11 protein-coding genes and 1 pseudogene are annotated in these 14,428 nt (G+C 76.2%); 6 read left to right on the top strand and 6 right to left on the bottom strand.

Going from position 1 to position 14,428, the window contains the following annotated elements:
• Window positions 1-68 precede the first annotated feature (68 nt).
• A complete protein-coding gene (locus AB0I42_RS33580; RefSeq protein ID WP_357543778.1) occupies window positions 69-2,666 on the bottom strand; it encodes an AAA family ATPase in 2,598 nt (865 codons plus the stop codon).
• Window positions 2,667-2,792: 126 nt separating this feature from the next.
• On the opposite strand from AB0I42_RS33580, the gene AB0I42_RS33575 reads away from it, so the two are divergent.
• Both AB0I42_RS33575 and AB0I42_RS33570 read left to right on the top strand, forming a co-directional pair.
• Complete coding sequence (locus tag AB0I42_RS33575; RefSeq protein WP_357543777.1) at window positions 2,793-5,432, top strand: LuxR family transcriptional regulator; 2,640 nt, start codon at window positions 2,793-2,795, stop codon at window positions 5,430-5,432.
• Between the two features lie 99 nt (window positions 5,433-5,531).
• Window positions 5,532-5,747, top strand: coding sequence for a hypothetical protein (locus AB0I42_RS33570; RefSeq protein ID WP_357543776.1), 216 nt, complete (start codon window positions 5,532-5,534; stop codon window positions 5,745-5,747).
• A 97-nt stretch (window positions 5,748-5,844) separates the two neighbouring features.
• Here AB0I42_RS33570 and AB0I42_RS33565 read toward each other — a convergent pair whose 3' ends face one another.
• The gene (locus tag AB0I42_RS33565) at window positions 5,845-6,051 is read right to left on the bottom strand and encodes a hypothetical protein (protein WP_212816866.1); all 207 of its coding nucleotides are present in this window, start codon (window positions 6,049-6,051) and stop codon (window positions 5,845-5,847) included.
• A gap of 133 nt (window positions 6,052-6,184) precedes the next feature.
• On the opposite strand from AB0I42_RS33565, the gene AB0I42_RS33560 reads away from it, so the two are divergent.
• Window positions 6,185-6,694 carry a hypothetical protein gene (locus AB0I42_RS33560; protein WP_357543775.1) on the top strand — a complete coding sequence of 170 codons (510 nt, stop codon included), beginning with the start codon at window positions 6,185-6,187 and terminating at the stop codon, window positions 6,692-6,694.
• A gap of 18 nt (window positions 6,695-6,712) precedes the next feature.
• On the opposite strand, the gene AB0I42_RS33555 is transcribed toward AB0I42_RS33560, so the two are convergent.
• Together AB0I42_RS33555 and AB0I42_RS33550 are read right to left on the bottom strand one after the other, a co-directional pair.
• On the bottom strand, window positions 6,713-7,081 hold the full coding sequence (locus AB0I42_RS33555; protein WP_357543774.1) for an MmcQ/YjbR family DNA-binding protein: 369 nt from the start codon (window positions 7,079-7,081) through the stop codon (window positions 6,713-6,715).
• A gap of 159 nt (window positions 7,082-7,240) precedes the next feature.
• Entirely contained in the window at window positions 7,241-8,410 is a 1,170-nt protein-coding gene (locus AB0I42_RS33550) for a hypothetical protein (RefSeq protein WP_357543773.1), read from the bottom strand.
• A gap of 129 nt (window positions 8,411-8,539) precedes the next feature.
• Between AB0I42_RS33550 and AB0I42_RS33545 the strand changes: the two genes are divergently transcribed.
• Both AB0I42_RS33545 and AB0I42_RS33540 read left to right on the top strand, forming a co-directional pair.
• On the top strand, window positions 8,540-9,196 hold the full coding sequence (locus AB0I42_RS33545; protein ID WP_357543772.1) for a response regulator transcription factor: 657 nt from the start codon (window positions 8,540-8,542) through the stop codon (window positions 9,194-9,196).
• A gap of 170 nt (window positions 9,197-9,366) precedes the next feature.
• Window positions 9,367-10,704 carry a HAMP domain-containing sensor histidine kinase gene (locus tag AB0I42_RS33540; protein ID WP_357543782.1) on the top strand — a complete coding sequence of 446 codons (1,338 nt, stop codon included), beginning with the start codon at window positions 9,367-9,369 and terminating at the stop codon, window positions 10,702-10,704.
• A gap of 1,689 nt (window positions 10,705-12,393) precedes the next feature.
• On the opposite strand, the pseudogene AB0I42_RS33535 reads toward AB0I42_RS33540, so the two are convergent.
• Window positions 12,394-13,317: pseudogene (locus AB0I42_RS33535) on the bottom strand (tetratricopeptide repeat protein); the annotation flags it as partial.
• 61 nt (window positions 13,318-13,378) lie between these two features.
• Entirely contained in the window at window positions 13,379-13,852 is a 474-nt protein-coding gene (locus AB0I42_RS33530) for a MarR family transcriptional regulator (protein WP_357543771.1), read from the bottom strand.
• Between the two features lie 47 nt (window positions 13,853-13,899).
• Here AB0I42_RS33530 and AB0I42_RS33525 point away from each other — a divergent pair, with 47 nt between their 5' ends.
• Window positions 13,900-14,421 carry a VOC family protein gene (locus AB0I42_RS33525; protein ID WP_357543770.1) on the top strand — a complete coding sequence of 174 codons (522 nt, stop codon included), beginning with the start codon at window positions 13,900-13,902 and terminating at the stop codon, window positions 14,419-14,421.
• The last annotated feature ends 7 nt before the right edge of the window (window positions 14,422-14,428 follow it).

Below are 14,428 nucleotides of genomic sequence, written 5' to 3'. Positions count from 1 at the left end.
CATTGAGCCGACGGCCGGCAGCCGGCTATAAAACGGGGCGTGACAGCGACCGACCTGCGGATGCGCGGCTACCGCGATTCCCAGAGCGGGTCGACCCGAAGGCCGGGGCTGGGCAGGCCGAGCGCGGCCGGCAGGTCCCGCCGGCCGCGCACCCCGAGCTTGCCGTACGCGCGGTGCAGGTGGTTGGCGACGGTGCGCCGCGACAGCCCCAGCCGCCCGGCGATGACGTCGTCGGGCAGGCCGGCGGCGGCCAGCTCGCAGGTCTGCCGTTCCCGGCCGGTCAGCGCCGCCGACGGCCCGGCCACCAGGGTCCAGGGTGGACGGTTGCCGTCGCAGTGCCGGTGCAGCCGGCCGACCTCGGCCCGCAGCCCCGCCGCGACCCGGCCGTGGCCGGCGGCGGTGGCCAGCGCCGCCGCGGTCGACACCGCCTCCAGCGCCAGCCCCCGGTAGCCGCGGCCGTCCAGTTCGGCGGCGACCGCCCGCAACCCGTCCAGGTCACCCGTCGCGGCGGCGCCGGCATGCCGCGCGAACACCTGGAACAGGTCGCTGTCGCAGCCGGCGACCACCTCGGCGAGCGCCGCCGCGACCAGCGGCGACGGGCGCAGCCGGCCCGCGAGGTAGTACGCCTGCGCCGCCTCGGTCGGCCGGCCCGCCAGCCGGTACGCCGTACCGAGCCGGACGGCCTCCTCGGCGGCCGTCCGCCGGCCGCTCCACGCGTCGACCTGCACCGCCGCCAGCCGCAGCATCCCGTCGGTGGCCGACGACGTGGGCACCCGGTGGCCGACCTCGGCCAGCACCGTGGCGGCCCGGTCCGGGTGCCCGGTGGCGGCCAGGCCGGTCGCGTACCCGGCGAGGACGCGGATCTGCACCGCGACCGGCGCGTCCTCGTCCAGCAGCGCCCGGGCCTCCCGCAGGTGTGGCAGCGCCCGCCCGGGCCGCCCCGCCCACATCTCGCACGCACCCAGTTCCGCGGCGAGCAGTGCCGCCTCGGCCGGCACCGCGCCGGCGACCGCCGCCCGGTAGCCGGCGCCGGCGGCGTCCGTCGCCTCGTCGAGCCGGCCGGTGAGCTGCAGCGCCTGCACCCGGCAGGCGACGGCGGCGCCGCGCATCGACGACCACGGCCGGGGCGCGCCCACCCGGTCGGCGGGGAAGGCGTCGGCGACGTACGCCGGGCGACCCGCGTGGATCAGCAGGAACGCCCGCAGCGGGTCGACGACGCTGGCCACCACCGGGTCGACGACCACCAGGTCCGCCATCTCGGCCGGGCCCGGCATCGGTGCGCCACCGAACGCCGCCATCGCCAGCCGCGCGACCCGCAGCGCCGGGGCCCCGTCCCCGGTGCAGCCGCGCACCAGCTTCGCGGCGTCGGCCGGCCGGCGCCGGTTCCACAACAGGTTCAGTGCCCGGACCACCACCTGGCCGGGACGGTTCGGCAGTGGGTGGCGGCCGAGCTGTTCCTCGGCCTCCACCGCCCGGTCCTGGGCGACCAGGGCCCGCCCGAGCAGCTCCGCGCCGGCCGGGCCGTCGACGTGCCGGGCCAGCGTCGCCGCCAGCGCCGCGTCGCAGCCGGCCAGGGCGTCCTCGGCGGCGCCGAGCACCTCGGCGTCGGTGATCCGGTCACCGGCCGCGAGCCGCCAGGCGACCGTCCGCGGTCCGGTGGCCCGGCCCCGCGCGGCCCGGGCCAGCTCCCGGTAGATCCGCGACCGGGCCGGGGCGTCGGCCCCGGCCCGCAGCACCTCGCCGAACAGCGGGTGACCGATTCGTACCACGAGCCGTTCGCCGTCGCGTTCCACGGCGATCAGGGCCCGCAGTTCCAGCTCTTCCAGGACGGCGGCGTCGACCAGCGTCTCCAGCACCCCGAGAGCGACCGGCTCGGCGTGCGCGACGTACGCCAGCGCGGCCGTCTCGGCCGCCGTCGACGCGCCGAGCAGGTCGAGCACCAGGTCCCGCAGCTCCCGGCCGGCCCGCATCGCCCCCGCCCACCGCCACACCCCGGCGGTACGCCGCAGCGCCCCGGTGGCCACGCCGGTGTCCAGCAGGTGCCGCAGGAACAGCGGGTTGCCCCGGGTGGCCCGCCACAGCCGGTCGGTGGTCAGCCCGTCGACCGGCCCGTCCAGGGCCTGCTCGACACAGTCGGCGACGGCGTCGCGGGGGAGCGCCCCGACGGTCATGGTCCGCACGAACGGCCGCTGCCGCAGCGCCGGCACGGCGCCGGCCGCCAGGTGCCCGGTACGGGTCGCGGCCAGGATCCGTACGCCGGCGGTGACCGCCAGGTGCTGCACCAGCGCGACCGAGGTGGCGTCGAGCCGGTGGACGTCGTCGACCGCCAGCACGCAGCGGCGGCCGGCCGCGGCGGCGCGCAGCTCCCGGGCGGCCGCACCGAAGGTGTCCGCCACGTCGGCGCCGGCCGGCCACGGCGTCTCGCCCGCCGACCCTGCGGCCGGGGTGAGCGGCCGCCCGCCCGCCCCGGCGACCAGCACGTACGCCCCGTCCGCCCGGCACCGGTCGACGATCTCGGCCAGCAGCCGGGACTTGCCGACGCCGGCCGCGCCGGTCAGCAGCACTCCCGGCTCACCCACCCGGGCCAACCGGGCGGCCGCCGCGTCGACCTCGGCCGCCCGGGCCACGAAGGGCCAGCCGGAGCGGAGCTTCCATTGCTTTTCCACCCGGCTTCCTTCCCGACCTGATGTCGTGGCTGGCATGGCCCATCCGCTCGTACGACACGATCCCTGCCGGTTCCAAGGAGGATCATGAGTATTTCGTACTCAATGACTTCGTCACCGATCGTGATCGTGGCTGAGCGTACGGACACCGGCGGTGCCGGATCCGACTGGCCGGTCCTCGGCCGCGACACCGAGGCCGGGTACGGCGAGCGGACGCTCACCGGACCGGACGGCCCGGGACTGATCGTCACCGGCGAACCCGGGGTCGGCAAGACCCGGCTCGCCGACCTCCTGCTCGACCGGTGCGCCGACCGCGGCCTGCTGGTGCTGCGCGGCGCGGCGGCCGACGCCACCCGGCACATCCCCGGCGTCGGCGTCGCCGGGCTGCGCCGGCACGACGCCCCCGACTGGCTGTCGCCCGGCGGGCGGCTGCGCGACGAACTGCCCCACGACCGGCCGGTCGTGGTCGGTATCGACGACGCCGACCACCTCGACGACGCCTCCGCCGCGATCCTCGCCGGCCTTCGCGCCGTCGCCGACGTACGGCTGCTGCTGACCGCCGGCCGGGTCACCGGACTGCCGGCGGCGCTCACCGACCGGCCGTTGCCCCGGCTGGAGCTGCCCAGCCTCGGCCGGGCCGTCACCTCCGAACTGCTCGACCGCGTCCTCGGCCCGGTCGACGGCCGCACCGCCGACCTGCTGTGGCGGGCCACCCGGGGCAACCCCCGACTGCTGCGGCGGATGCTCGACATCGGACTGGAGACCGGCGGGCTGACCCGCTCCCACGGCGTCTGGTCCTGGCGCGGCCGGCTCGGCGACGAGCCCCGGGTACGCGACCTCGCCAGCACCGACCTCGGCACGTTCGACGGCCCCGACCTGACCGCGCTGCGCTACGTCGCGCTCGCCGGTCGGCTGCCGGAACGGATCCTGGTCGACCTCGTCGGCGCCGACGCGGTGGCCGCCGTCGCCGGTCGCGGCGCGGTCGTCCCCTCCGGTGCCGTCGCCGTCGAGCCCGGGGCCCGGCCCCGGACGGTGACGATGGCCCACCCGCTGTACCGGCAGCTCGCCCTCGCCGGCCTCGGCCAGCTCCGGCGCCGGCAGATGTACCGCGACCTGGTCCGCGCCGCCGGCCGGGCCGGCACGCGCGGCGTCGACATCGCGAGCGCGGTGTGGTGGCGGCTGGAGGCCGACCTGCCGCGATCGGGGATCGGGCCCGGCATCGCCGCCGTACGGGCGCTGGCCGCCGGTGATCCGGTCCTGGCCGAGGACCTGGCCCACCACGTCCCCGGCCCGCGCGGCGTCGGGCTGCGCGCCCAGGCCCTGATGGCGCAGGGCCGGGCCACCGAGACCGAACGGCTGCTCGGCGCGGTCGACCGGGACGCCGAGTTGGCCGCGCTCCGGTCGTTGAACCTGTTCTGGGGACTCAGCCGCCCGGCCGACGCCCACGCCGAGGTGCTCCGGGCCCGGGTGGCGGCCGGAACCGCCGCGGGGCCGGCCGGCGACGATCTCGAGATCGCCGAGCTGGCGGTGTCGCTGTTCACCCGCGGCGCGACCCGGGCCGCCGCCGGACCGGGCGACCGCCCCCGGCCGGCCTCCGACGCCGGCCCGGCGCCGGCCGCGGGCCGGTCCAGCGCCCTCAACCCGCTGGTCGCCGACGCCGCGACGACGATGAACGCCTACCTGCTGACATTCCGTGGCCAGCCGGCCCTGGCCGCCGACCGCTTCGCCGACGGCGGCCTCGCCCTGCCGGCCCGCTGGCCGGCGATGCGGGGCTCGGCCGCCGCCTGCCACGTGCAGGCGCTCGTCCTCGCCGGCCGGCTGGCCGAGGCGACCCGGCTCGCCGACCGCTACTACGCCGAAGCGGTCCGGCGTGGCCAGCCGGTCGAGGTCGCCGTCGTCGGCCACGCGCGCGGCCTGTGCGCGATGTGGGCGGGGCGCCCCACCGACGCCCTGCCGGCGCTGCGCGAGGCCCGGGCCCTGGTCGACGAACACACCCCGTTCCCGGTACGGGTCTTCGTGTCCTGCGAGTACGCCGTCTGCGTCGCCACCCTCGGCCGGCCGGACGAGGCGTACCGGGAACTGGACCGTGGCCTGGCCGGCATCCCCGACGACCTCGGCCTGCGCGACCGCGTCGAGTTCAGCCAGATCCGGGCACTGGCCCACTCCGGCCGCCTGGCGTACGCGGCCGACCTCGCCGACCGGCTCGCCGACCGCTACCTCGACGCGGCCCGGCTGACGACCGCCGTCGAGTGCGCGTACTTCCAGGTCCGGCTGCGCCCGTCGACCCGGGGCGCGGCCCGGCTGCGTGCCGCGGCGCGGCAGTGCGACAGCCCGCTGTTCGACCTGTTCGCCGACCACGCCGAGGCGCTGGCCGCCGCCGACGCGCCCGCGCTGTGCGAGGTGGCCGACGGGTTCGCCGGGCGCGGCTACCTGGGGCTGGCGTACGAGGCGGCGGCGGCCGTGACCGGTGGCGGGCGGGCCGGCCGGGACGCCGAGCGGCGGCTCGCCGACCTCGCCCGGCGCAGCGCCGGCCCGTACCCGCCGTGGGCCGGCGGACCGGCGGCCGACCCGTTGACGCCCCGGGAGCGGGAGGTGTGCGAGCTGGCCGCCTCCGGCCTGACCAACGCCGCCATCGCGCAGGCCCTGAACATCTCCGTCCGCACCGTCACGAACCTGCTGGAGCGGGCGTACCACAAGCTGGGCATCCACCGCCGCCGCCAGCTGCCCGCCGCCCTGTCCCGCTCCCTGATCCCGGTGATCAGGGAATAGGCCCCGCGTGTCGCCGGCGTGTCCCGGTGTCCGTTCCCTGATCACGACGATCTTGCCGAGTGGCGGCAGTTTCCGCAGGTCAGAGCTATCGTCGGCCGGGTGACGGGGTTGGTGTGCCGGTGCTGCGGGCAGTGGCGGGTGACGGTCGAGCTGATCCGTGGCCGGCACGTCTACCGGCTGGCGCACCGCCGGCGGCCCGGCACCGGCGAGGGGGTCGAGGTCGTCGGCGAGGTGCCGACCGTCGGCGCGCTGGAGCGGCTGCTGTACGTCCACGCCCGGCTCACCCTGGCCGACCTCGCCGACGCCGTCCGGTAGCCGCACCCGACGCGGGCCCGCACCCGACGCGGGCCCGCACCCGACGCCGGCCCGCACCGCGGGTCGCGGTACGGGCCGGTACGCCGGGGTCGCGCCGTCACTGCGACGGCTGCGGGACCTCACACTCGATCTTCGGGTTGGCGCCCATGTAGTTCAGCGGACCGGCGATCGCGGTGACCACGATCGTGCCGGCCTTGGCACAGTTGGCGTCGTCACCGTCGAAGTAGCCGCGCTGGCCCGCCGCCACCACGCCGATCAGCACCCAGATCAGCAGCAGCACACCGACTATCGATCCTCCGCGCACGAGAGCCTCCCAGGTCGTACGAGTCGCCGCGTCCACTCTGGACCGTCATGTCCGGCGATGCCTGACCATTCGTACCCAGAGCCGGCGGCGCCCTAAACAGCACCGACTTGCGCCGGCCGGGGAGGATGGCGCGATGGGCTGGAACACGACCGCGATCTTCGCCGCCGGCTGGACCACCGACCGGCTGCTCGAACTGGCGCCCGACGACCTGCGCCACCGGCCGACCGGCGAACTGGTCGGCCTGGACGAGGCGGGTGCCGCCTTCCCCGGCGGGCGCCTCTACCTGCGCGAACACGCCGGCTGGGCCCAGCTCTGGGACCCCGAACTGCGGGTGATGCCGTTCGCCCCCGACCCCGGACGCGACGGGCTGGCCGCCCCCGGCACCCGCGTCCTCGGCGTCATCTTCGCCAGCGTCAGCAGCACCTACGGCTTCTGGTACGTCGAGGACGGGAAACTCGTCCGCCAGATCGTCTTCCAGGACGGCGAGCCGGTCCAGGAAGACGGCGAGCCGCTGCCGGTCGAGTCAGGGATCGAGTTTCCGGACTGGGGTCCCGACGAGGACTTCGTCTTCGCCGTGATCCGGGCGGTGACCGGCTTCGAACCCGACGACGAACCGCGCTACGCCGTACACGAGGTGGCCTGAACCGGCTGGTGGGCGGCCCTAGCCGCCGGCGACGCCCGGCCGGCCGGCGGTCAGCTTGCGCGGCGCGGTGAGCAGCCACGCCTCGGTGACCAGTTCGGCCAGTTCGTCCGGCGGCACGTGCGCCAGCCGCACCAGCACCCACCCGAACCGGCCCGAGCAGTGCGACCGCTCGTACGCCACCGGGTTGTCCAGCACCAGCGCCGCCTGCTCGTCGCGGGTCGCCTTCACCACCAGCGTCTCGCCGTCGTCGGACAGGTAGGCGAAACCCTTGCCCCGGACCCGGAACGCCACGTCGTCGCGCGACTGGTGCTGCTCGACGCCGGCCAGCCCGCCGGCCAGCCGCAGCACCTCGTCGGCGCTGACCCCGCCGCCACTGACGTCTGCCATACCCGCAGGTTTACCAGCCCGGGCGCCGTCCCGCGACCGGCCGGGCCGGCCCGCCGGCGTCGGGCCGGCCGCGTGGCGCCGGGCGCACACGACCGCGGCGCCGGGGACGCGGTCCACACCGCATCCCCGGCGCCGCCGGTGCCCATCCCCGAGGTCGGGCTACTTCGTCTGCGCCGCCACCTCGTAGAGGCGTTCCGGCGTCACCAGGCCGCCGATCACCCGGCCGTCGTCGGTGAGCAGCACGTTGAACAGGTGGGTCGAGAAGAGCCGCCCGCTGCCCCAGTCACCGCTGACCGCCGGGAACTGGTCGAGCATGCCGGCGAGCTGGGCCAGGTCGGTGCCGGGCTCGCCGCCCGCGCCGGGCGTGCCGGGTGCCCCGGGCGCCGACTCGGGCATGGTGCCGACCAGCACCGTCGTCCAGCCGGTGCCGACCGTACGGGTCTCCGGCCGCTGCTCCGGCGCCGTGCCGGGTTCGGCGGACTCGCCGTCCGGCCGGTGCCCGCCGAACGGCCCGCCGTCCGGGCCGGCCCCCTTGGCGTCACTCTCGGTCACCTTCGTGCCCGGCGGCGGGTTGAACACGAACTGCTCCGGCGCCGGCCGGTTGAAGTCGACCTGGGTGAACGCGACCTCGAACGCCGGCTCCTCGACGCCTTCGGCGAACACCTCGAACCGCAGCGGCACCTTCTCCTCGGCGTCGATCGCGATCCGGATCTCCTCGACCAGCGACGCCTTGTCGCGCGGGGCGAGGATCAGCTCGTACGCGTCCCGGCCGGCGATCGTCGCCGACCGGCCGACCCGTACCTCGGTGGTCGGGTCGATGGCGGCCAGCGCCTTGTCGGCGGCCTCTTCCGGGGTGGCCGGCAGCCCGCCGGGCAGCTCCGGCGACTCATCCTTCTTGCCCGGGTCGAGCTTGTAGTGGACGGCCTCCTTCTTCTGGCTCGACCAGACCCAGGCGTCGGAGCCGTTGCGGATCACGTCGGTCTCGCCGAGCGTGCCGACCAGGGCGATCCGGGCCTGGTCCGGCCCGGCGTACCAGACCCGCAGCGTGTGCCGGCCGGTCGCCAGCGCCGCGAGTTCGGAGCTGTTGCCGGCCAGCGTCTCCAGCGCCGGCGGCAGGCCGAGGTCGGCCCGTTGCAGCACGGTGCCGGACAGGCCGTCCAGGCGGGCGGTCTGCAGGTCGACCAGGAGTTGGGCCGCGTCGCGTGGCGGCAGGTTCGGTTCGGACGCGGCCGCGAGCGTGCCGATCGCCGCGCCGCCGCCCAGGACGACCACGGCGGCACTGGTGGGGACGAGCCAGCGCAGCGCGGGACGGGACTGGAACAGTGACATGTTGTGTACCTCCTGGCACCCATCGTGCCCCGAATGCCCTGTGAGACGGCTGAGAAACCGGACGCCGAGCTGTGCCCGGGCTGAGAAGGGGCATGGTTGACCGGGAGCCGGGATGGCACGCTTGACGGCGTGCGGTTGCTGGTGGTGGAAGACGAGGCGCGGCTCGCTACCGCGCTGCAGCGCGGCCTGCAGGCCGAGGGGTTCGTGGTCGACGTCGCCGCCGACGGGCCGAGCGGTCTCGACCTGGCCCGGCACGGCGGCTACGACGCGATGATCCTCGACGTCATGCTGCCCGGCCTGTCCGGCTACCGGGTGGTCCGGCAACTGCGGGCCGAGGAGCACTGGCTGCCGGTCCTCATGCTGTCGGCCAAGGACGGCGAGTACGACCAGGCCGACGGCCTCGACTGCGGCGCCGACGACTACCTGACCAAACCCTTCTCGTACGTCGTCCTGCTGGCCCGGCTGCGGGCGCTGCTGCGCCGGGGCGCCCCGCAACGGCCGGCCGTACTCACCGCCGGCGAACTCAGCCTCGACCCGGCCCGCCGCCGGGTGACCCGCGGCGATGCCGAGGTCGGGCTGACCGCCCGCGAGTACGCTCTCCTGGAATACCTGATGCGCCGGGCCGGGCAGGTCGTCTCCAAGACCGAACTGCTCGACCACGTGTGGGACGCCGGGGTGGAGACCGCGCCGAACGCGGTCGAGGTCTACGTCGGCTACCTGCGCCGCAAGATCGGCCGGGACCTGCTGGAGACCGTCCGGGGCGCGGGCTACCGGCTGGCGACGTGACCACCAGCCCGCCCCACACGACACCCGCCGGGCCGGCGACCGGTGGCCCCGACGGACCGGCGGGCGGCGCCGGGACCGCCGGTCCGCCACCGGGCCGGGCGCCCGCCACCGGTGCCACGCCGCGCCGCGGGTGGCGCCGCCTGCTGCCGGCCGGCCTGCGCGGCCGGCTCATGGTCGTCGCCGTCGCGGGCCTGACCGCCGGGCTCCTCCTGGGCGGGATCGCACTCGTCGGCACGCTGGCCTACGCCCTCGAACGCAGCGCCGACAACGAGGCCCGCCGCATCGCCGAGGCGGTCGCCATGCTGGTCACCGAGGACGCCCTGCCCGACCCGCTGCCGGTCGTCGGCACCACCGTCAAGGTCCAGGTCATCGACCCGCAGCGCCGCGTCCGGTCCGCCTCGATCGACGCCGACCGGCTGGTCCCGATGCTCTTCGGCGACGAACTCGACCGGGCCCTCGACGACGGGCCGGTGTTCATCCCCGGCAACCGGCTCGGCCTGCACGGCCCGGTACGCGTCGTCGCGATCCGGGCCGGGCCCGCCGACCACCCGCAGACGGTGCTGGTCGGCAAGTCGATGGCCGACGTCGCGCACAGCGTCGACCTGCTCAAGACCAGCCTGATGATCGGGTTCCCGCTGCTGCTGGCGCTGCTCGCGGTCGTCGCCTGGCGGGTCATCGGGGCGACCCTGCGCCCGGTCGAGGCGCTGCGGGCCGGCGCGGAGGAGATCACCGGCGGCGCCCGCCCGGGCCAGCTGCCGGTGCCGGAGTCGCACGACGAGATCCACCGGCTGGCGGTGACCCTCAACGGGATGCTCGACCGGCTCGAAGCGGCCCGCGGCCGGCAGCGCGCCTTCGTCGCCGACGCCGCCCACGAACTACGCAGCCCGCTGGCCAACATGCGCACCCAGCTCGAGGTCGCCCAGCGGCTCGGACCGCAAAGCGACTGGCCGGCGGTCGCCGACGACCTGCTCGCCGACACCGAACGGCTCAGCCGGCTGGTCGACGACCTGCTGCTGCTGGCCCGCGTCGACGACGCCGGCCCGCGACCGGCCCGGGTCGGGCCGGTCGAACTCGGCGAACTGATCGCCGGGGCGGCCGGCCGCCACCCGTCGCCACCGGTCCGGGTCGAACCGCCGGACGATCCGCTGTGGACGGTCGGCGCCCCGGACCAGCTCGGCCGGGTTGTCGCCAACCTCGTCGACAACGCCGTACGGCACGCCCACGGCGAGGTGGTCGTGTCGGCGTACCCCGAACCGCCGTACCAGGTGGTCATGGTCACCGACGACGGACCCGGCATCCCGGCCGCCGACCGCGACCGGGTCTTCGACCGGTTCACCCGGCTCGACGACGCGCGGGCCCGCGACGCCGGCGGCGCCGGACTCGGCCTCGCGATCGTGCGCGAACTCGTCCGCCAGCACGGCGGCACCGTGCGGCTCACCGACGCCCGGCCGGACCCGGCCCGGCCCGGGCTGCGGGTCGAGGTACGCCTGCCGGCCGCCCCCGGCTGACCGTCAGCCGCGTTCGGTGCAGACCGGCTCGGAGCGCCCGACCAGGTCCGTGGAGTAGACGACCGCGACCACGAAGCAGTAGTCGACGCTGGAGTCCAGCCCGTACACGACGTAGCTCGACGTGCCCGGCGCCAGATCCTGGAACGCCCGCGGCTCCTGCCCGGTGCGACCCGCCGACACCACGACCGGCCCCTCCGCGCCCGGCGGGTACGTCCACGTCAGCGTCACGCTGTCGCGGTTGTCGGTCACCGTCACCCCGCCCGGCGGGGTACCGGGCTCGGCCGGCGGCGGCGCTGCCGGCGACGTCGGCGACGTCGGCCCGGGGGCACCGGTCGCCGGCGGGACCGGCTGGCCACCGGCGTCCGGGGTCGGCTCACGACGGTCGGCGAGCGCGAATCCGGCGATCACCGCGACCGCGCCGAGGGCGACGACGACCAGCCCGGCCAGGATCACCGGCACCAGACGCCGGTCCGGCGGGGGTGCCGGCGGCCGCCGCACCGGGACCGGCAGCGCGTTGCGGCGACGTACCGGCAGGTCGCCGCGCTGGCGCACGGCCAGGTCGGTCGTCGGGGTACGGCGTACCTCGTGCACCCCCGGGTGGGCGTCGCCGGCCGGCGCGCCGCCGGCCGCGAACTGCCCGCCGTCGGGGTCGGCCGGCGCGAAGTCGGGCACGTCCGGCGGCAGCGCCGGCTCCCGCTCCGGCCACGCCTCCTGACCGGTCGGCCCGGGATCACGCCAGGTCGGTTCCTGGTCCGGCCAGGCCCGTTTGGTGAGGTCCGGGCGCCGGGCCGCGTCGGGGTCCGGTTCCGGGTACGTCGGCTCGGCGTACCCCCGCTCCGGATACCCGGTGCCGCGGTCGGCCGGGTCGTCCCAGGGTTGATCCGCGTTCCACGGCTGCTCAGGCGGGGCGTCGTACCGGTCGGCCCGGTTGTCGGCGTCGGGACGGTCGGCCTGGTCTCGGTCGGCTTGGTACCGGTCGGCGTCGGGCCGGCCGGGATCGGGCCAGTCGGGTTCGGTGGGGCCGGGGTCCGACCAGGTGGAGTCGGGGCGGTCGGTGCCGGGGCGGTCGGTGCCTGTCCAGGCGTCCTCGGGGTCGCGGGCGCCCGGCCAGCCCGGGGCGGCGTGGTTCGCGTCCGGCCAGCCACCGTCGGTGGGTTCGGTGTCCGGCCGGTCGGCGGCGGCGCGGTCGGGGATAGGCCGGTCGAGGGGGTCGGCGGCCGTCCAGTTGCGATCGAGGGGATCGGCGACCGTCCAGTCGCGGTCGAGGTGGCCGGTGTCCGTCCGGTCGGGGTCGGGGCGGTCGAGGTCCGGCCAGCCGCGGTCGGACAGCGGGTCGGGGTGCACGCCGTTGGCGTGGGCTTCCTCGCCGGGCCGGGTGCCGGCGCCGAGTGGGTCGTCGGACCAGGCCCGGTCGTCGTAGCTGGTGTCCGTACCGGCGGGCTCGTCGCGCCAGGGCTGCTCCGACCCCGGGCCGGCCGGGTCGTGGTACCAGGCCCGGTCGTCGTAGGTCGCCGGTCCGGTCGGGGCGTCGTCCCGGTCCCGGTCGGTGCCGGCGGTCGCCGGCTCCGGGCGCTCGTCGGGCTCACCCGGCTCGGGCGGCCACCACCGGTCGGCCGGCGGGTCGGCGAGGCCCGGGCGCTCCGGGTCGTCGGGTTCGTCCGGGAAACCGGACCGCTCCGGCCGGTCCTGCCCGGCGCCCGGCCGGTCCTGCCCGGCGCCCGGGCGTTCCTCCCACGGCGGCCCGGCATCCCCACCGGTCGGGATCGGCTCGTCGATCAAGGAGGAGTCGTGGCTCTCGCCCGGCGTGTCGCCCGCAACAAGTCCTTGATCGCGCCTCGGGGGCGGGGCGGGCGGGGAGAGCGGGGCGGATGCAGAGGGCGGGGCGGGGGCGGGGGGAGAGGGTGGGGGTGGGGGAGTGGCGCAGAGGTGGTCGGGGGTGGCGGTGGCCCGGGCCAGGGCCGCCACCTGCACGGCGAGCGGATGGTCTGGCGGCAGGCTCTCCCGGCACAGTTCCTGGGCCAGGGCGAGGTTGTCGTTGGCCTCGGTGAACCGCCCGCAGTCGCGCTGCATCGCGCCGAGCCGGGCGAGCATCTTGATCCCGCTCGGGTGGGTGTCGCCGTACACCTCGCGGTGCAGCGACCAGGCGTCCTCGAGGCGGTTGCGGGCGACCTCGCACTCGCCCCGGGCGTATTCGACGGTGGCGAGGTCGGCGTGGGCGGCCAGCACCCGCAGCGACTCGGGTCCGTCGATCGAGGTCAGTTCGGCGATCACGTCGCGGTAGAGGTGGGCGGCGCGGGCCTGGCTGCCGACCCGGTGGAGTACGGCGGCCAGGGTGGCGGCGGCGCCGACGGTGCGCTCGTCGTGCGTACCGTGCAGGCGGCCGACGGCGGCGTACGCGAACGCGGCCCACGGCCGGGCGGCGCGCGGGTCGCCGAGGGTGAGCAGCAGCCGCGCGTGCAGGCCGGCGGCCTCGGCCAGGTCGTCCGAGGCGTTGGCGGGGCTGGGATCGGCGCCGACGAGTGCTCCGGCGAGCAGATCCCGGGCGCCGGCCAGGTCGCCGGCGGCGACGAGGTCGTGTGCGCGTGTGGTGATTTCCCCCAGCCCGATTGACACGCCCCATCGTGCGTGTACGGCAACGTTCAGTACAAGGGGGCGAAGGCGGGTTCTTTGGTCATTAAGCCGTCCGATCCGGTTGGAGGTGGTCGATGAGCGCCTCGCTGATCCGGCGCAGCTGGTCGACCTGGGCCGGGGTGAGCGGGTCGAACAGGTGGGTGCGGACGCCTTCGACGTGGCCGGGGGCGGCGGCGGCCAGCACCTCGAAGCCGTGGTCGGTGAGGACGGCGATCTGTCCGCGCCGGTCGGTGGGGCAGTTGTCCCGGCGTACCCAGCCGGCTTCCTCCAGCCTGGCGACGGCGTGCGACAGCCGGCTGCGGGACGAGCCGCTGGCGTCGGCGAGTTCGCTCATCCGCAGCCGCCGGTCGGGCGCCTCGGAGAGGCGGACCAGGATCTCGTAGTACGCGTGCGGCATGCCGGCGTCGCGCTGCAGTTCGCGGTCGAGGGTTTCCATCAGTGCGCGGGAGGCGGTGAGGAACGCGCGCCAGGTGCGCTGCTCGTCGGGGTCCAGCCAGCGGGTCATGACCACGATCATACCGGAACTGATTGAACTCTCAACTAAAGTCGGCTACCGTCGAGTCCATGGGCATCCACCGTCTCAACCACGCCGTCCTGTTCGTCAGCGAACTTTCCCGCAGCGTCGCCTTCTACCGCGACGTGCTCGGCTTCCGCCCGGTCCCGATGACCCCGGACGGGTTCGCCGGAGCCGCCTTCCTCCAGGCCCCGGGCTCCACCAACGACCACGACCTGGGCCTGTTCGAGGTCGGGCCGGGCGCCGCCGCGTCACCGGCCGGCCGCGGCACGGTCGGCCTCTACCACCTGGCCTGGGAGGTCGACACCCTCGACGAACTCGAGGCCACCATGGTCCGGCTGGTCGGGGCGGACGCCCTGGTCGGCAGCTCCGACCACGGGACCACCAAGAGCCTGTACGGCAAGGACCCCGACGGGCTGGAGTTCGAGATCGTCTGGCTGATCCCGAAGGACCTGCTCGACCAGGAGGCCCTCGACGCCCGCCGGCGGATCCGCCCGCTCGACCTCGGGCGCGAGAAGCAGCGGTACGGCGGCCAGACCCGCGGCGGCGTCGGCATCTCCGTACCGGCCTGAGCCGGAC

Origin of the sequence: Polymorphospora sp. NPDC050346 (assembly GCF_040655695.1) — a bacterium.
In the GTDB taxonomy this organism is placed as follows: Bacteria; Actinomycetota; Actinomycetes; order Mycobacteriales; family Micromonosporaceae; genus Polymorphospora; species Polymorphospora lycopeni.
The sequence above is the reverse complement of the archived record's forward strand: the minus strand, read 5'-3'. Positions and strand labels throughout refer to the sequence as shown.

Excerpts from the sequence above, each read along its gene's own strand:
- AB0I42_RS33560 (WP_357543775.1), top strand. The coding sequence starts at position 6,185 with ATGGGCTGGAACACGACCGCGATCTTCGCCGCCGGCTGGACCACCGAC.
- AB0I42_RS33555 (WP_357543774.1), bottom strand. The coding sequence starts at position 7,081 with ATGGCAGACGTCAGTGGCGGCGGGGTCAGCGCCGACGAGGTGCTGCGG.
- AB0I42_RS33550 (WP_357543773.1), bottom strand. The coding sequence starts at position 8,410 with ATGTCACTGTTCCAGTCCCGTCCCGCGCTGCGCTGGCTCGTCCCCACC.
- AB0I42_RS33540 (WP_357543782.1), top strand. The coding sequence starts at position 9,367 with ATGGTCGTCGCCGTCGCGGGCCTGACCGCCGGGCTCCTCCTGGGCGGG.
- AB0I42_RS33530 (WP_357543771.1), bottom strand. The coding sequence starts at position 13,852 with ATGATCGTGGTCATGACCCGCTGGCTGGACCCCGACGAGCAGCGCACC.
- AB0I42_RS33525 (WP_357543770.1), top strand. The coding sequence starts at position 13,900 with ATGGGCATCCACCGTCTCAACCACGCCGTCCTGTTCGTCAGCGAACTT.